Below are 17,522 nucleotides of genomic sequence, written 5' to 3'. Positions count from 1 at the left end.
TGAAAATCATTCTCCGTTTTGTAATTCGTCCAACTCTTCCCAACGCATAAAAGCAGTTTCTAGTTTTTGTTCTGCTTCTGCTAATTGCGCTAAAAATTGGTCAGCTTCTTTTTTGTCTTTAGTAAAAAATTCAGGTGTATTGATGGTTGCCTGTAAACTTTCTACTTGTTCTTCTAATTGTTCTAAAACAAGCGGCAAACCATCTAGTTCAAGTTGAACTTTATAAGATAATTTTTTCTTTTTAGGTGATTGGACTACCGATTTTACAACTTTACCTGGCGTTGGTTTTTCTTCTTTTATTGCTTGTAAAGGGGCTTCACTTTGTTCTTTATGGCGAACAGCATCACTGTAACCACCAACAAATTGTTGAATATTACCATTGCCATCAAAGAACCAAGTATGCGTAACGGTGTTATCAACAAAACTACGGTCATGACTTACTAACAATAAAGTACCTTGATAGTTGGCTAATAACTCTTCCAATAATTCAAGTGTTTCGACATCCAAATCATTAGTCGGTTCATCCAAAATCAAGAAATTACTTGGCTTCAGGAATATTTTAGCTAATAACAGACGGTTCTTTTCTCCACCGGATAGTGCTTTTACTGGCGTACGTGCACGATCTGGATGAAATAAGAAGTCTTGTAAATAGCCTAAAACATGACGTTTATTACCATTAATTTCAACTTCTTGCTTACCCTCAGCAAGATTATCTACCACTGTTTTTTCTGGATCTAATGCATCACGGTATTGATCGAAATAAGCCACTTCTAATTTAGTACCGCATTTAACAGTACCTTGATCAGGTTCGATATTCCCTAGCAATAATTTAAGTAATGTACTTTTACCACAACCATTTCGACCAACCAATGCGATTTTATCACCACGCATGATCGTTGTTGAAAAGTCACGCACAATTAATAAATCATCATAGCTATAAGTTAATGAATCTGTTTCGAAAATGATTTTTCCTGAACGAGCGGCTTCATCAACAATAATTTTAGCTTTACCTTGAACATTGGTTCGCTCTGAACGTTCTTGACGCAATGATTTTAACGCACGAACACGTCCTTCATTACGTGTTCTACGTGCTTTAATGCCTTGTCTTATCCAGGTTTCTTCAATCGCTAACTTGCGGTCAAACTCAGCATTTTGCTCGTCTTCAACACGTAATGCCTCTTCTTTTGCAATAAGATATTCTTCATAGCCGCCCGGCCATGAACTTAATTTACCACGGTCAATATCAACAATACGTGTCGCTAATCGACGAATAAATTCACGGTCATGACTGATAAAGATGATTGAACCTTGAAATGAGATTAAGAACTGCTCAAGCCATTCAATCGTCCCCACATCCAAATGGTTAGTCGGTTCATCAAGTAACAATAAATCAGGGTCATTTACTAGCGCTTTAGCTAATGCCACTTTACGTAACCAACCACCAGACAACTGATCTAATGTTATTTCAGGGTCAATGCCTAAACGATCTAAGATTTGATTAATTTTAGAATCAAGTTGCCATGCATCTAACTGGTCAACTTGTTCTTGTAATTTTTGTAATTTATTCAGTTGTTTTTCACTGCAATCTTCCGCAATGATACTTAATTGTTCGTGATATTGGCTTAATACTTTACCCGCATTTTCCATACCAGAAGCGACAAAATCATAAGCACTCATGGTACTCGCCGTTGGAGGATCTTGCTCTAAACGAGCCACTTTTACGTCATTATTAATTAATAATGAGCCATCATCTAATTGAATACGACCATCTAATACTTTTAATAGCGTTGATTTACCTGCGCCATTTCGGCCCACTAAACAAACACGCTCATTCGGTTCAACAACCATGTTAGATTTATTTAATAATGCACCGCCACCAAAGGCTAGTTCTGCGTTATGTAATGTTAATAATGCCACGTTGACTCACTCTTGTTTAATGTACATATTTTATGATATCGCAGATTAAATTAAGGTTAAGATAAACTGCGAACTTCCTACTCTTTGTAGGATAAAAATCGTTCAATTTTATAATAGTCAAAAGGCCAATCTAAGAATTGGCCTTTTTCATTTTCTAATACTGGAATGCGCGTACCAAATAAAGTAACTAAGTCAGCTTTAAAGACGATATCAACTAATTGATAATCGACTTGGCATTGCGCTAACAATGCCATTGCTTGCTCACACAGATGGCAGCCATCAGTATGATATAGAATACATAAACTCATGATTTATTAATTCTTCATGCTTAATTTAACGTTACTCATACTTTATTACAACCTAGTTATGTTTAGTTAACAACCAGCATTGGTGTATCTTTTCATTACCTTTAAAGTCTTCAGGTATTGATGCTTTACTAATATCTTTAACATAAAAACCTAACGCTTTAATCGCTTCAATATCGAGTTTAAAACCACGTTTGTTATTAGAGAAAATAATCTCTCCGTTAGGGTTAACACGTTCACTTGCAGAGGTTAATAACGCAACGTGATCATCCTGTACATCAAACACATCACTCATACGTTTTGAGTTTGAGAACGTAGGTGGATCAATAAAGATAAGGTCATACATTTCATGTGCATGTTGTAACCACTTAATACAATCCTGTTGGATAAATTCGTGATTACCTTTGATGCCATTTTCTGTAAAGTTTTCTTGTCCCCAATTTAGATACGTATTAGACATATCAACACTTGTGGTTGATTTAGCACCACCTAATGCAGCATGGATTGAAGCTGTTGCTGTATAACAAAATAGGTTTAGGAAATCTTTACCTTCAGCCATTTTGCCAATACGTAAACGTGTTGGACGGTGATCTAAGAATAAACCCGTATCTAAATAATCTTGTAAATTAACAATTATTTTTGCAGGACCCTCTTGTACCACTAAACGTTGTTTTTTGCTGTCTAGTTTTTCATACTGTTGACGCCCTTTCTGACGCTCACGTACTTTGATGATCAGTTGGTCATCTGTTAAATCTAATAAGTAACGTGTTGTAGATACAATATCTAAGAAACGACGACGTACTTTTTGTGCATCTATTTCTTTAGGTGCACGATATTCTTGAATAATTAAATACTCATTGTAACGATCAATGGCTACATTATATTCCGGTAAATCGGCATCATATAAACGGTAACATTGAATATTTTCGCGTTTAGCCCATTTGTCTAAACGTTTCATGTTTTTTAATAAACGGTTAGCGAAGTCTTCTGCATAAATAGCAGGTTTAATTTGCTTAACCGCTTTAAATACGATTTCTGATTCAGACTCTTCTGCCATTGGGAAATCTTGAGCGGGTGTGATAGTGCCCCAAGGATTGTCATCGGTTGATTCAACATAAACCACTTCAGCAGCTTTTGCTTGCTTAGGTTGTTTAGCAGGTTTAACTGCTTCTTCAACAATAGCTGCCCCTTCAACTAAACGTTTAGGCGAAATTCTGTAGTTTTTAAGTACACACTCAATTGGACCATTAAAGAATTTAAAGCTTTTACCTGCACGCATCCCTAAACAGCTTAATAATTCAGTATCCATTGCAAACATACTTAAATTCCAGCCTGCAAAAGCTTCTTTAAAGTGATGACCTAATTCAGTATATAAACTGATGGTGTCACTAAAACCGCCTAGACGTTCACCGTATGGTGGATTTGAAATCAACATACCTGTGCTTAGTTCTTCTGGCGGCAATACTTTTTTCGCATCTTGTACGCTGAATTCAATTAACTCTGCAACACCTGCACGTTGTGCATTTTGACGTGCAATGGCAATCATATCTTTGCTTAAATCTGACGCATAGAATCGATCAGAACAATCTTTAACAGCACGTTTACCATAAACTTGTGCCGTTGTTTTTAATGTTTTCCACGTTTCAGCATCGTGTTTTTTCCACTGCTCAAAACCAAATTTTTCACGTAGAGAACCTGGTGCAATATTAAGTGACATCATCGCCGCTTCAATGACTAAGGTACCTGAACCACACATTGGGTCTAATAACGCTTCGCCTTGCCAACCACTACGTTTAATAATACCAGCCGCTAATGTTTCACGTAATGGCGCTTCACCAGCAATAGTACGGTAGCCACGAAGATGTAATGGTGAACCAGAAAGATCCAGATAGATTGACGCTTTATCTTTAAATAAACGACCATTAAAACGAATATCTGCATCACGTTTTTCAACGTTAGGACGCTCATCGAACTTTTTACGGAAACGATCCACAATCGCATCTTTAATTTTTAATGCGCCAAACTGTGTGTTACGAATTTCGTCGTTACTGCCAGAAAAGTCAATTGAGAATGTTTTATCAACATCAAAGTGTGTTTCCCATGGGATATTGCTACACCCAAGATATAAATCCATTGGGTCAATAACTTTGAACTCACTTAGTTTAAGTAAGACACGAGAGGCAAAACGAGACCATAAACAAACTTGGTAACCTTGCTCTAATGAACCGTCAAAGCTAACACCACCAGCAATTTGCTTAGTATTTTCAATACCAAGATCTTTAAGTTCTACTTCTAATAAAGGCGCAAGCCCTTTGGCGGTGGGGATAAAATAACTGAACATAGACGCTCTCATGCAATTGTTGAATAAAAAATAGCGCGTATTATACCTTGCAAACGGTATTATCCCTATGAAATTTTCAGCTGTTTGTTGTCTATTATTAATCTGAATATTTTACTTAGTTTGTTTATTATTAAGTTAATAAACAAACTAATTTATTTTCTCTTTTTATAAACCTTATTTACCTCTCTTTATAAAATAAGGTTTGATGCTGCTTCGCGGTGTCGAGCTTGTATTTCATCGATATCACTATCAATTAACTGCCCCAGTTTAACCTTCCAATGGCCTGCAACCATTACATAATCGGCTTTGTGAGCACCACATAAGATTAATGCAGCCAATGGATCATGTGACCCAGAGAAACGTAACTCATCTAAATTAAACAAAGCAATATCTGCTTGCTTTCCAACGGCTAATTCCCCTATATCATCTCGACCTAATACTTGAGCAGAACCTTTCGTTGCCCAAAATAAGGCATCTAAATGAGTGACTTGATCCGCTTGATAGCGTAAACGATTAATCATCAATGCCTGACGAACTTCTTGAATCATATTAGAGCCATCATTTGAAGCAGAACCATCAACGGCAAGACCTACGTGTACACCTGCGGCTTCTAATTCTTTGGTTCGACAAATACCAGAAGCTAATATCATATTAGAGGAAGGACAATGGGCTACTCCTACTTTTGCGTCCCCTAATCGTTTAATTTCTTGATCATTAAAATGAATACCATGTGCTAGCCATACGTCAGACGATAACCAACCAACGGATTCTAAATAATCAACAGGACGTAAACCAAAAGTACTTAAGCAGAAGTTATTTTCATCTTCAGTTTCAGCTAAATGTGTATGTAAACGCACACCATTTGCACGGGCGAGCTTAGCCGTTTCTTTCATTAAATCAGTGGTCACAGAAAAAGGGGAACAAGGTGCTAATGCTAATTGCACCATAGCGCCCTCGCCTTGTTGGTGGAATTGAGTGATCACACGTTGGCAATCATCCAATATTTCAGCGTCACTTTGTACTGTAGATTGTGGCGGTAAACCACCATCGTCTTGCCCTAAGCTCATGGAACCACGCGTTAGCATGACGCGATTACCAATCAGTTTCGCAGCTGACACTTGAATATCAATCGCTTCCGTTAATGCTTGGGGAAAAAGGTAATGATGGTCTGCCACTGTCGTACAACCTGATAATAATAACTCCGATAACCCTAACTCCGTTGCGGCATGTAACATATCAGGTTGTAATTTTGCCCACACTGGGTACAGCGCCTGTAACCAAGGGAATAAACGTTTATTTAATGAGTCAGGAAAAGCTCTGGTCAGTGTTTGATAAAGGTGATGATGGGTATTGATTAAACCAGGTAATAAAACGTGTTGGCTGGCATCGAAGATAGCATCAATAGGTTGTGTCGGTTCGTGATTGCTTGCAACAAGTTCAATAATAACGCCATTTTTAATAACAATGCCATTGCCTGCATCTTGTTGGTTAGCGTTAAAAATTGAAAGTGGTTTTTTGATCCATAGACTTGTAGACATGTGTTCACCTATATATAAATAGAGCAAACGATAGAAAGGAGTTTAAAAAGCAGCTTACTTAAAAGGTCAATTGCTCAGTCACCTTATATCGTTGCGATATAATAAATAGCAGTGACTTGCGTGTTAATCTGCTGAGAGACTGTAATTGTACTGATTTATTTGTAAATTTGAATAGAAACTAACAAGACTTTATAGAAGCACTAGAGTCAGGGTTAACACTAAACCAGGAATGAGATTAGGAATGAAAGTAAAAACGCTTCACTCTAGAAGCGTTTTTAAGTCTACATACGAATAAAATTACTTATTCAATAAATATTTAATACGTGTTTTTAAAATATCAGTAGCGATACGATTTTTACCACCACGAGGGATGATGATATCTGCATGTTGTTTTGACGGCTCAATAAATTGCAAGAACATCGGTCTTACGGTTTTTTTATACTGCGCCATCACTGAATCTAATGTTCTACCACGCTCCATAATATCGCGTGTTAAACGACGCATTAAACAAATATCCAATGGCGTATCAATAAAGATACTGGCATCAATTTGTGAGCGTAATGTTGAGTCTGTTAGTAATAAAATACCTTCAATGATAATGATTTTTTTAGGTGACAAGTTAATCACTTCATCAGTGCGGGTATGTTCAGTGTAACTATAAACAGGAATTTCAACGGATTGGTTGTGTTGTAATGATTTTATATGCTGGCTTAATAACTGATGGTCAAATGCTTTTGGGTGGTCGTAATTGGTTTGTACACGCTCTTCCATTGGCATGTGCGATTGATCTTTGTAATAAGCATCTTCTGAAATAATGCCTATTTGATCAGTCCCTAATTCTTGTCGAAGCTCATTACAAATAGTATGTGCAATTAAACTTTTTCCTGAGGCTGATGCCCCTGCAATGGCGATAACGACACAGTGATTTTTATTCAAAATTGACCTTCATAAAATAAATTAAATTTAAATAAGCTTTAATTTATTAGGTAGCCATGTTTCTTTTTAAGTATTCAAAACACTTAAAAAGAAAGACTGTCTAATAGATTAATTCTTCAGTATAGATACGTTTAATGAGCTGGAAATAAACGATTAGTGATAAAAGCTAATGCCGCACCACAAGTCAGCCCACCAATATTAGCCAGTAAATCCAACCATTCACCATAACGGTTTTGGTAAGGTTGGATTAATTCGATAGCGCCGCTCAATAAAGCAAATAAAACGACAATAACAAACCAATAGTTTGGCTTTTTCAACATCAATGGAAAAATTAGAGCGCTATAGGCAATAAAATGATGGCTTTTATCACTGCCCGGTACATCAGGTAACTGTGCCATCGGCGTCAGTGATAAAAACGTAATTAATGCGGCTAATATTAGCGATAATAAAATCCAATAATTTCTTATTAACTGCAGTAGTAGCATTATAAAATTTCCAGTAATGTCTTAGTTCATTGATTCTGCTAATTCAGTCAGTAACTGATGTTGATGATCAGTTAATTCTGTCGGCGTTGGAATGATAACGGTATAAATTAAATCGCCTATTTGATCGCTGTTCATGGCTTTAACGCCACGACCTTTGATTCTAAACTTGCGTCCTACTTGTGTACCAGCAGGGATTTTTAAGTTTATATGTCCAGTGAAAGTAGAGGCTTTAGCAGTACCACCAATAGTAGCAACAGGGAAAGATGTCACTAAATCACAATATAAGTCATTACCTTTACGAATGAAGAACTCATGCTCTAGTACAACGACTTCAACAAATAAATCACCACGCGGCGCCCCTAACGTACCAGGATTACCTTGACCAGCAATACGAACGCGCTGACCTTGGTTAATACCAGCAGGAACAACGACTGCTAATGGGTTTGTTGTATTAGGTAAACGTACTTCTTTGTTACAACCTTCCACACACTCTTCTAATGTTAATTCGATTTGTAGAATAATGTCTGAGCCTTTTTCAGGCTGTGGTTGATGACGTGGTTGTTGCTGATGTTGTTGGCGTTGACCAAACATATCACCAAACATGTCATTAAAATCACCGCCACCACCTTGTCCGAATCCGCCTCGACCACGTGCTTGACCATTTTCAAATGCACTGTGTCCAAAGTCATCGTACTGTTCACGCTTTTCAGGATCATTTAGTATTTCATAAGCAGCTTTCACTTCACGAAATTTTTCTTGTGCAACTGGGTTATCAGGATTTCTATCAGGGTGATATTTCATCGCTAATTTTTTATAGGCTTTTTTAATTTCTTTCTCAGATGTTGTTTTAGTCACACCTAATACTTCATAACAATCACGTTTTGACATTCTTTTCTCAATAATTCCAATTGTAGTTGCATATTGCACAGCAAAGCGCGCGAATTATAGCTTAACTAATTTAAAATCACATAAAAATTGCTCAATGAAAAAAATAAATAAACACAAATAAAGCCATCTATACATTTATTTATGGTGTATTTTATTTTTTAATAATAATTCAGGAACATCATATTAATCAGCAACCTTACGTGCACTCATACTGCTTTTATTTTTAATAACCTAGTAGAAACTAATATATTAAGTTTATCAGGGACAACGTTTTTATTACATCCACTTTTATAATTACTCAATGATCGCTCAGTAGTCATGGATAATTACTTTATTTATTAAGAAGTAGACAACTTATAAGTCTATTTCATAAATAACCTTAGCTCTGGATAAGCAAAGCGATACAACACCGCTATGTGCGCAGATTTCTGCCATAAATTATCTATCAATAACCCGTTATTACTTCAATAATTCGCCTTGAACTACGCAAAAATAACGACACTGACTAGTAAAAAATAGTACCTTATGATTTTAAATATAACTCCGTTTTCATTAACTAGAATTGAGTTTAAATACATATAAATGAGGTATCCAACCCTCTTCCCACATAAACTATCAGTCTAACCTTTTAGTAAAAAATCTTAGTGAGAGCCTATTAGTTGCTATTTAAAATACTCTTTTATCTTTTAGATTTTTTAAACCATTATTAATGTAAACAATAATTAAATCATTGATTGGAAAGATTATTTAATTAATTTTTTCTTTTAAAAAATTTAATTAAATATATCTCTGCAATACATAAAAACTATATAAAAACAACAATCAATCGACTTTGCCTATCAATCGTATCAGTACAAACGTTTTTTCTTTTCATTTGAATCCCTCTATTATCCTCATCACTTACTACAAACAACAAGTCAAAAGGGAATAAATATGAAATCTAAATTTAAGGTATTAGTACCGGCGTTAAGTCTTGCTACCGCTTTCAATGTAGGCGCAGAAGTCTTTACTAAAGATAATGGAGCACCTATTGGTGACAATCAAAACTCAGTGACTGCTGGACCAAATGGCAGCGTATTATTAGAAGACGTTCATCTTATTCAAAAATTACAACGTTTTGCGCGTGAACGTATACCTGAACGTGTTGTACATGCTCGTGGTACTGGCGCCCATGGTGTATTTGTAGCATCTACAGATTACAGCGATGTAACAACGGCAGCTCCTTTTGAAAGTAAAGGAAAAGAAACACCTGTATTCGTGCGTTTCTCTTCAGTTATTCATCCGTTAGGTAGCCCTGAAACAATGCGTGACCCTCGAGGCTTTGCGACTAAGTTTTACAGTGATGAAGGTAACTGGGATCTAGTGGGTATTAACTTACCAGTCTTCTTTATCCGTGATGCAATTAAATTCCCAGATATGGTGCATTCATTAAAGCCTTCTCCAGTCACTAACATTCAAGATCCTAACCGCTTTTTTGACTTCTTCTCAAATGAGCCAGGTTCGACCAGTATGTTAACACGCGTATTTAGTGATAACGGTACACCTGCAAGTTACCGCGAAATGGATGGTTTTGGTGTTCATGCCTATAAAATGATCAATGACGAAGGCGATGTAAAATATGTGAAATTTCATTGGAAAAGTCATCAAGGCATTAAAAACCTAGATGCAGACCAAGTTAAAGAAGTGCAATCAACAGATACACAACATATGACACGTGATTTATACGCAAACATTTCAGAAGGTAACTTCCCTAAATGGGATTTATACATCAAAACGATGAAACCTTCTGACCTTAATAAATTTGCTTATAACCCATTAGATGCAACAAAAGCATGGACAAATATTAAAGAAACAAAAGTCGGTACGATGACGCTGAATAAAGTTCCAGACAACTTTTTCCAAGAAACTGAGCAAGTTGCAATGGCACCAGCTAACCTTATACCTGGTATTGAACCTTCTGAGGATAGATTATTACAAGGTCGTATATTTTCATACTCAGATACACAGCTTTACCGTTTGGGTGCTAACCACCAGCAACTACCGATTAACCGTCCAAAAGTAGCTGTATTTAACTACAATCAAGGTGGCGTAGGTAATGTTGGCAATACTCAATCTGATATTAACTACCAACCAAACAATGAAGGTATTGTTGAAGATTCAAAAGCACGCCATAGCGAAACGCCTTTAACAGGTACAGTGCAGCAAAAAGCAATTCACAAAGAGCTTGATTTTGCACAAGCAGGTGAAGTTTACCGTGCATTCTCTGAACAAGAACGTACAAACTTAATCCGCAACTTATCGGGTGACTTAGGTGCTGTTACTAATAAAGAAACTCAACACAAAATGTTAAGTCACTTTTACAAGGCAGATACTGAATACGGTACACGTTTAACGAAAGCAGTGAACGGCGATATCGAAAAAGTGAAAGCAATAGCTAAAACGCTATAAATTCACACACAAATAAGTAGGTGAAGCCCTCACCTACTTATTTAACCTGATTATAAAAAGAGGAAAAGATATGTTTACTATTAAGTCATTCATTTCAAATAATAGAACAACGAAAAAAAATGGGTTACTGGCGACTTTCTTCCCTCTTTTTGTATTAGCGATAACGTCTCCATTCACTTTTGCTAATGCTAATGCTAATGCTAATGCTAATGCTGACGAAGCTAATCAAGAAAAAGCCTATGAACAATTAATACCTTACTACTATGCTGCAGCACGTACTGGTGACAATGAAGTCATTAGTGAATTTTTAAATGCAGGTTTACCGATTGATGTTAAAAATCATAAAGGTTACACCGCATTAATGATTGCCACATACAATGGACAAAAAAACATTGTTAATACGTTAATTAAACAAGGCGCTAATGTTTGCGCTCAAGATAATAGAGGTAATACTGCTTTAATGGCTGCCGTATTTAGAGGTGAGTTTAGTATTGCTAAAACATTAATGTCAGAAGATTGTGATGAAAACCAACAAAATAAAGCAGGACAAACAGCTGTCATGTATGCAAGTTTGTTTGGTCGTGAAGAACTTCGTGAATTATTAGTTGAGCGCGGTGCGGATATTAACTTACAAGATAATAGCGGTAACTCGGCAACCACTATTGAACAACTAAATGACTGAATAGCTGAATAGCTGAATAGCTGAATAGCTGAAAAATCTTTATCCAGTTAATTTTATTTTAAAGTAATGAATATTAGAAGTTTATAAATGACACCATAAATGATTCATTACTAAGCTAACTTGCGACTAATCCTTCTCTGTTTTTTACAAACAACACAGGATCATGATTAAAACTGATAACACAAGCATTACAAATACAGGTTTTATTTTTAAGGCTGGTAGGTACTAACTGTACAAGCTGAGCAGGAATATCGATAACTTTACACCAACAGCTATTAGCGACATCACATTGATTGTCCTTGAAACAAAAGGGACAAGCCGTTTCATTGATATTTTCACGCATAGTATCTCTCTTATAAAAACCAGCTCAATTATCATTTCATTGGGTTAATCATAAAAAACCTGAACAATGATGGTAATAGCAGTCTTTCAGCATTAAGTAAAAGACGACTCTTAACCCCATAAACTCATTCAGGTTTATCGATTAATGCTGATGGGATTGTTCACCACAACTTGTACTACTGCATTGCTCTGTATGCACATGATCTTCTTCGCTATGCGCACTTGAATAAGCGCCTAGAACTTCACTGCTAGGGCTATAATCATCATCATTTCCTGCAATATAACGTAGATGTTCCCACGTGAGCATATAAGCAAAAAATAAACGGTGTTGACGTTTTAGTTTAATATTTTTTGCTTCAAATAACTGGCTACCCGCGTAACCTTGTAATGATTCAATGATATTCACATAACGTAACCATGGTTGAGAGTTACTAGTAGGGTTAAAGTTAATTTGATTAAACGCTAATAAAGCATTCCAAAAATGCTTATTGGTATCTGCGTTATTTGTTTTTTTCGCTTGCTCAATTAACGAGAAAAAACTTCTTGGTTGTGCTTGTTCAACGCCTAAGTAATCTTTTAGCTGAGTCACTAAATGAAGCTCAGCTTGATAAAAGAATGCACCTAATGAGACAGGTTGCTGATCTTTAAATTGAGCAACAAAGTTTTCAAAGTTATTTTCCACGTGCCTTTCCTTTTATTTTATTTTATTTTATTTTATTTTATTTTATTTTAATGTATTAAATGTGAATGATTATACTCATCTCTGTTTAAACTCGTCTAGCTTATAGTACGACTATTCTTTCTATATAAAATCTAAGTGTTTAATAGTTATTCTTTAAGCATACCTTGATATTTTATTTAAAACTTTAGAGCTGATATTTAATTAGGATACAAAAAAGGAGATGAATAAATTATTATTCATCTCCTTTTTTCAAATCATTCCATATCATTAGCTTTTTAAGTTTAAGCATTTGGCTAAACGCTTTCGCTACTGTTATCGGAGTAATGTGATTGATCGAATCTCATTGAGCCAGTGCAATTTAATTGCTCTTTTTGATCATGCTATTTGGTCAATGTCATTGAGTAAAAGTAGCAAAGCAATAACAATAACAATAACAATAACAATAACAAATATTAACCTAGCTTATTTTGTAAGTAACCAAATGCCGTTAACATTGCTTGCTCTTGGAACTTTTTAAGGCCTAATTCAATAGCCGTAGGTGTGTTTTGTGCTTGCTTAAGACCTTGTTTGATATAATCAGACGAGATCACTTGTACTTCAACACTTTGCATTAATTGTAATGCGCCTTCAATTTTAAAACTTAATGTATGACCTGCAAACTTACCTTTTAATGCACGTTCACGAATAATCACTTTATCAACTTGGTAATCTTTCATTAATTGTGCAAAATCAAATTGAAACTTTTTTAACGGCTCAGTATTAATCGGATCATTTAATGTTAGTTTTGTTGTACGTACAGGTGGCACATCATATAAACCATTTTTATACTGCATAATAGCAATGACTGCTTCGTTACCTGTTAATTCAACACCACATACTCTCATTTTCTTTCCTCTTTCATCATTTATTCGACAGCTTATTTTAATTAACGCTAGTATATTCGTCAAAACAGAAAAGCCCTAATCAAAGATTAAGGCTTTTGTTTTAATCATCTAACGTTAGCTAAGTTTGTTGTTTAAATTTAGCGAGTTAAGGCTAAAGTTAAATTTTATTATGCATACGTAAATTGATCATACGGATCGTTGCGCCAATCCCTGCTAATACTTGGTTTGCATTAACGCCACGTGTTGTAAAGTGGTCATCGCCGTCTTCCCAAGTAACAATACACTCAGTGAAGGCACTCGTTTGACCACCTGGTGGAATACGCAATTCAAAATCAACTAATTCAGGGAATACAAATTCATTTTTATCTAACACTTTTTTCATCGCACTGATAAAGGCATCAAAACCACCATTACCACTACCACTTGTTTTATATATTTCATCGTTAACACGTACACGAATACTGACCGTTGATTCTAAATCTAAACCTGAATTGATAGAGCAGTTTAATAACTCAACATAGTTGTAATCATTACGCTCCAATAAATCAGCAATAATAAACGGTAAATCATCTGCAGTGATCGTCGCTTTTTGATCTGCTAAACGCACAATACGTTTTAATAGTTTTTTCTGTTGCTCAGGGTCGAGCTCAATATCCATCGCTTCTAAGTTTTTAGCGAGTGATGCTTTACCGCTCATTTTACCTAATGCATAACTGCGTGAACGTGCAAAACGCTCTGGTGTTAATGCAGAGATATATAACCCCCCCTTTTTATCACCGTCAGCATGAATACCACTGGTTTGAGTAAAGACATCTGCACCTACTATCGGTGTATTATCAGCAATACGTTTACCTGAGAAATTCTCAACTAATTTACTTAAATTGTGAATTTCAGATTCATCTATATTGACTTTTTTACCCAATTTATCTTTTAAGACCACCGCGACTTCGGTTAAAGAGGCGTTACCCGCTCGCTCACCTAAACAGTTCATGGTGCAATGGATAGAAGAAACGCCCGCTTTTACCGCATACATCGCATTAGCAGTTGCTAAGCCATAATCATTATGAGGATGGAAATCAAACTTCAAGTTTGGAAAACGAGTCACCATATCACTTAGGCTTGCAAACACTTCATCCGGTGACATAACACCTAATGTATCTGGCAACATAAAGTGCGCAATACCAACGTCTGAAAGCTTAGTCACCATGTCATATACGTAGTCAGGACTATCTTGATATCCGTTTGACCAATCTTCTAAGTAAATATTAACCTTTAAGCCTTGCGATTTAGCATACTCAATTGTTTGTTTAACGTCATTAACATGCTCGTCTAACGATTTTCTTAATTGCTCAGTACAATGCTTTAGGCTGCCTTTTGCTAATAAGTTTAAGACCTTACCGCCAGTATCAGTGATCCAATCAACGCTTAATGTATGGTCTACAAACCCTAATACTTCAATACGATCAACCAGCCCTTCTTTTGCTGCCCACGTATTTAATTTAGTAACGCCTTCTTTTTCACCTTCTGATACACGTGCTGAAGCAACTTCAATACGGTCAATTTTAAGTTTTTGTAACAGTGCTTTAGCAAGGCTAACTTTTTCAGCTGGAGAAAATGAAACAGCTTGAGTCTGTTCTCCATCGCGTAATGTTGTATCCATCAACTGCACAGTGACATTATCTTGAGTCATTGCTTACTCCACATGTAAAATTTAAGGTAAAAGCTTATTGCACTGAATTAATAAAAATAGTGTTAAATAACAATTCACTACATACAGTCCACTACAATAAGTTTTCGATAAAAAAGGTGCAACAAGTGCACCTTTTATTTGTGATAACAAACGACTACCAATTTAATTTAATTGGCATTACGTTTGATTAAGCGCTAGGCCATAACCACGGTAAGCGTTTTCTTTGTGCCGCTTCATACGTAGAAATTTGCTCTTCATGCTTTAACGTCCAAGCGATATCATCAAGACCATCAAGTAATGATTCTTTACGGAATGCATCCACTTCAAATGAGATTGAAAGGCCACCCGGTGTTATTACTTTTTGAGCTTCTAAATCAACTGTAAATTCAACACCTTCGTTACCTGCAATTTCAGCCATTAATGCTGCAAGTTGCTCATCGGTTACGATAATTGGCAAAATACTATTTTTAAAACAGTTACTGTAAAAAATATCAGCAAAACTAGTTGAAATAACAGTATTAAAACCGTAATCAGCGATTGCCCATGGCGCATGCTCACGAGATGAACCACAGCCAAAGTTTTCACCAGCAACTAATATTTTAGCGCCTTTAAAAGCAGGTTTGTTTAATTCAAACTCAGGATTTGGAGTGATGTTATCCGCAAGGTAACGCCAGTTATGGAATAAGTTAATACCAAAACCTGTACGCTCCACTTTTTTCATGAAGTTTTTTGGGATGATTTGATCGGTATCCACGTTACTACGATCCATTAACGCTGCGATACTTGTATGTTTAATATATGGTTGCATTATCTAGTCCCTATTTCCAATCTCGAATGTCTACAAAGTGACCTGCAACTGATGCTGCAGCAGCCATTGCTGGTGATACAAGGTGAGTACGACCACCTTTACCTTGACGACCTTCAAAATTACGGTTCGAAGTAGATGCACTGCGTTGACCATCTTCTAATTCATCACCGTTCATTGCTAAACACATTGAACAGCCTGGATCACGCCATTCCCAACCGGCATCAATAAAGATCTTATCAAGACCTTCTTTTTCTGCTTGTACTTTAACAGGGAAAGAGCCAGGTACAGCAAAGGCTTGAACACCGTCAGCTACTTTTTTACCTTTCAGTAATTCAGCAGCGGCACGGAAATCTTCAATACGACCATTAGTACAAGAACCAATAAATACAACATCAATATGGATGTCTGTAATTTTTTGACCTGCTTCTAATGCCATGTATTTAAGTGCATTTGTACATGCTTGTGATTTAACTTCATTAGTAAAGTCAGATGGAGATGGCACCACACCGGTTACAGAAATAACTTGCTCTGGGGATGTACCCCAAGATACTTGCGGTGCAATATCTTCAGCTTTTAATTCAACAAGAGCATCAAACTCAGCGCCTTCATCAGAGACTAGTGATTTCCAGTATTCAACAGCCATTGGCCATTCGTCGCCTTTTGGTGCGAACTCTTTACCTTCAAGGTAATCAAATGTTACTTGATCTGGTGCAACAAGACCTGCACGAGCACCCGCTTCAATCGCCATGTTACATAGCGTCATACGACCTTCCATTGTAAGGTCAGTAATAGTATTACCAGCGAACTCCATTACATAACCCGTACCGCCAGCAGTACCTGTTTTAGCAATGATAGCTAATGCAATATCTTTTGCTGTTGAGAAAGCAGGTAGTTTACCTTCTACTTTCACTAGCATTGTTTTTGCTTTTTTCTGTTGTAATGTTTGTGTTGCCATTACATGTTCAACTTCGCTCGTACCAATACCAAACGCTAATGCGCCGAATGCACCATGTGTTGCTGTATGGCTATCGCCACAACATACAACCATACCTGGATGAACAAAACCATGCTCAGGTACAACGATGTGAATAACACCGTTTTGGTTACTGTCCATACCGTAAAGATTGATTTCATTCTCTTCACAGTTAGCAGTCATCGTTTCAACTTGTTTTTTAGCAATAACATCAACAATATTGAAACGGTCTTTAGTTGGTACACAGTGATCGATTGTCCCTAGAATACTATGCACGTTACGCACTTTACGATTTTGTAGGCGTAGGCCTTCAAAAGCTTGTGGACTTGTTACTTCATGCATTAGATGTCTGTCAACAAACAAAAGCGGAGATCCTGCTTCTGGTTCATGAACTAAGTTCGCATCCCAGATTTTTTCATACATTGTTCTAGTCATTGTTTCCCTTACCACACTATTACTTAAAATCTTTTTTCCGGCCTAAACATATTTGGATAATGCGAATGATTATCAATAAGCAGATCGCGGCGCATTTGTAAAGCTCTATTCTAATGGATCTGTCACAATCGCACAATAATAAGCGCTTAAATTTGTTAGCCTTGCTTA

The 17,522-nt window shown here is 36.3% G+C and carries 15 protein-coding genes; 2 read left to right on the top strand and 13 right to left on the bottom strand.

Features of this window, described 5'->3' with window-relative positions; all coding sequences use genetic code 11:
- Nucleotides 1-6: 6 nt before the first annotated feature.
- The 7 genes from SP041_RS13390 to SP041_RS13360 all read right to left on the bottom strand — a co-directional run bounded on the left by SP041_RS13390 (nucleotide 7) and on the right by SP041_RS13360 (nucleotide 8,410).
- On the bottom strand, nucleotides 7-1,917 hold the full coding sequence (locus SP041_RS13390) for an ABC transporter ATP-binding protein (RefSeq protein ID WP_025565012.1): 1,911 nt from the start codon (nucleotides 1,915-1,917) through the stop codon (nucleotides 7-9).
- Between the two features lie 77 nt (nucleotides 1,918-1,994).
- A complete protein-coding gene (locus tag SP041_RS13385) occupies nucleotides 1,995-2,225 on the bottom strand; it encodes a glutaredoxin family protein (protein WP_025565011.1) in 231 nt (76 codons plus the stop codon).
- A gap of 52 nt (nucleotides 2,226-2,277) precedes the next feature.
- Nucleotides 2,278-4,563 (bottom strand): bifunctional 23S rRNA (guanine(2069)-N(7))-methyltransferase RlmK/23S rRNA (guanine(2445)-N(2))-methyltransferase RlmL, encoded by a 2,286-nt coding sequence (gene rlmKL / locus SP041_RS13380; protein ID WP_025565010.1) that lies wholly within the window; start codon nucleotides 4,561-4,563, stop codon nucleotides 2,278-2,280.
- A 188-nt stretch (nucleotides 4,564-4,751) separates the two neighbouring features.
- Complete coding sequence (locus SP041_RS13375) at nucleotides 4,752-6,101, bottom strand: 8-oxoguanine deaminase (RefSeq protein WP_025565009.1); 1,350 nt, start codon at nucleotides 6,099-6,101, stop codon at nucleotides 4,752-4,754.
- Between the two features lie 297 nt (nucleotides 6,102-6,398).
- Nucleotides 6,399-7,037, bottom strand: a complete 639-nt coding sequence (gene udk, locus SP041_RS13370) for a uridine kinase (RefSeq protein ID WP_025565008.1) — start codon at nucleotides 7,035-7,037, stop codon at nucleotides 6,399-6,401.
- A gap of 131 nt (nucleotides 7,038-7,168) precedes the next feature.
- Nucleotides 7,169-7,522, bottom strand: coding sequence for a VanZ family protein (locus SP041_RS13365; protein WP_037049503.1), 354 nt, complete (start codon nucleotides 7,520-7,522; stop codon nucleotides 7,169-7,171).
- Between the two features lie 21 nt (nucleotides 7,523-7,543).
- Nucleotides 7,544-8,410, bottom strand: coding sequence for a DnaJ C-terminal domain-containing protein (locus SP041_RS13360; RefSeq protein ID WP_025565006.1), 867 nt, complete (start codon nucleotides 8,408-8,410; stop codon nucleotides 7,544-7,546).
- A gap of 933 nt (nucleotides 8,411-9,343) precedes the next feature.
- On the opposite strand from SP041_RS13360, the gene SP041_RS13355 reads away from it, so the two are divergent.
- The gene (locus SP041_RS13355) at nucleotides 9,344-10,858 is read left to right on the top strand and encodes a catalase (RefSeq protein WP_037048796.1); all 1,515 of its coding nucleotides are present in this window, start codon (nucleotides 9,344-9,346) and stop codon (nucleotides 10,856-10,858) included.
- 70 nt (nucleotides 10,859-10,928) lie between these two features.
- Nucleotides 10,929-11,540, top strand: a complete 612-nt coding sequence (locus SP041_RS13350) for an ankyrin repeat domain-containing protein (protein ID WP_025564244.1) — start codon at nucleotides 10,929-10,931, stop codon at nucleotides 11,538-11,540.
- Nucleotides 11,541-11,655: 115 nt separating this feature from the next.
- Here the strand turns inward: SP041_RS13350 and SP041_RS13345 are convergent, their stop codons facing one another.
- The 6 genes from SP041_RS13345 to leuC form a co-directional block, all read right to left on the bottom strand.
- Nucleotides 11,656-11,883, bottom strand: coding sequence for a cysteine-rich CWC family protein (locus SP041_RS13345; protein WP_025564246.1), 228 nt, complete (start codon nucleotides 11,881-11,883; stop codon nucleotides 11,656-11,658).
- A gap of 141 nt (nucleotides 11,884-12,024) precedes the next feature.
- A complete protein-coding gene (locus SP041_RS13340; RefSeq protein ID WP_025564247.1) occupies nucleotides 12,025-12,564 on the bottom strand; it encodes a hypothetical protein in 540 nt (179 codons plus the stop codon).
- A 452-nt stretch (nucleotides 12,565-13,016) separates the two neighbouring features.
- On the bottom strand, nucleotides 13,017-13,448 hold the full coding sequence (locus tag SP041_RS13335) for a DUF3010 family protein (protein ID WP_025564249.1): 432 nt from the start codon (nucleotides 13,446-13,448) through the stop codon (nucleotides 13,017-13,019).
- 157 nt (nucleotides 13,449-13,605) lie between these two features.
- The gene (locus SP041_RS13330) at nucleotides 13,606-15,138 is read right to left on the bottom strand and encodes an alpha-isopropylmalate synthase regulatory domain-containing protein (RefSeq protein ID WP_025564251.1); all 1,533 of its coding nucleotides are present in this window, start codon (nucleotides 15,136-15,138) and stop codon (nucleotides 13,606-13,608) included.
- Nucleotides 15,139-15,325: 187 nt separating this feature from the next.
- Nucleotides 15,326-15,946 carry a 3-isopropylmalate dehydratase small subunit gene (leuD, locus tag SP041_RS13325; protein WP_025564253.1) on the bottom strand — a complete coding sequence of 207 codons (621 nt, stop codon included), beginning with the start codon at nucleotides 15,944-15,946 and terminating at the stop codon, nucleotides 15,326-15,328.
- Nucleotides 15,947-15,956: 10 nt separating this feature from the next.
- The gene (gene leuC / locus SP041_RS13320; RefSeq protein ID WP_025564255.1) at nucleotides 15,957-17,354 is read right to left on the bottom strand and encodes a 3-isopropylmalate dehydratase large subunit; all 1,398 of its coding nucleotides are present in this window, start codon (nucleotides 17,352-17,354) and stop codon (nucleotides 15,957-15,959) included.
- Between the last annotated feature and the right edge of the window lie 168 nt (nucleotides 17,355-17,522).

The organism is Psychromonas sp. SP041, from assembly GCF_000470315.2.
Classification (GTDB): domain Bacteria; phylum Pseudomonadota; class Gammaproteobacteria; order Enterobacterales; family Psychromonadaceae; genus Psychromonas.
The sequence above is the reverse complement of the archived record's forward strand: the minus strand, read 5'-3'. Positions and strand labels throughout refer to the sequence as shown.

Coding starts and splice junctions, on each gene's coding strand:
- leuC (WP_025564255.1), bottom strand. CDS start 17,354: ATGACTAGAACAATGTATGAAAAAATCTGGGATGCGAACTTAGTTCAT.
- SP041_RS13385 (WP_025565011.1), bottom strand. CDS start 2,225: ATGAGTTTATGTATTCTATATCATACTGATGGCTGCCATCTGTGTGAG.
- rlmKL (WP_025565010.1), bottom strand. CDS start 4,563: ATGTTCAGTTATTTTATCCCCACCGCCAAAGGGCTTGCGCCTTTATTA.
- SP041_RS13365 (WP_037049503.1), bottom strand. CDS start 7,522: ATGCTACTACTGCAGTTAATAAGAAATTATTGGATTTTATTATCGCTA.
- leuD (WP_025564253.1), bottom strand. CDS start 15,946: ATGCAACCATATATTAAACATACAAGTATCGCAGCGTTAATGGATCGT.
- SP041_RS13360 (WP_025565006.1), bottom strand. CDS start 8,410: ATGTCAAAACGTGATTGTTATGAAGTATTAGGTGTGACTAAAACAACA.
- SP041_RS13330 (WP_025564251.1), bottom strand. CDS start 15,138: ATGACTCAAGATAATGTCACTGTGCAGTTGATGGATACAACATTACGC.
- SP041_RS13335 (WP_025564249.1), bottom strand. CDS start 13,448: ATGAGAGTATGTGGTGTTGAATTAACAGGTAACGAAGCAGTCATTGCT.
- SP041_RS13355 (WP_037048796.1), top strand. CDS start 9,344: ATGAAATCTAAATTTAAGGTATTAGTACCGGCGTTAAGTCTTGCTACC.
- SP041_RS13350 (WP_025564244.1), top strand. CDS start 10,929: ATGTTTACTATTAAGTCATTCATTTCAAATAATAGAACAACGAAAAAA.
- SP041_RS13345 (WP_025564246.1), bottom strand. CDS start 11,883: ATGCGTGAAAATATCAATGAAACGGCTTGTCCCTTTTGTTTCAAGGAC.
- SP041_RS13375 (WP_025565009.1), bottom strand. CDS start 6,101: ATGTCTACAAGTCTATGGATCAAAAAACCACTTTCAATTTTTAACGCT.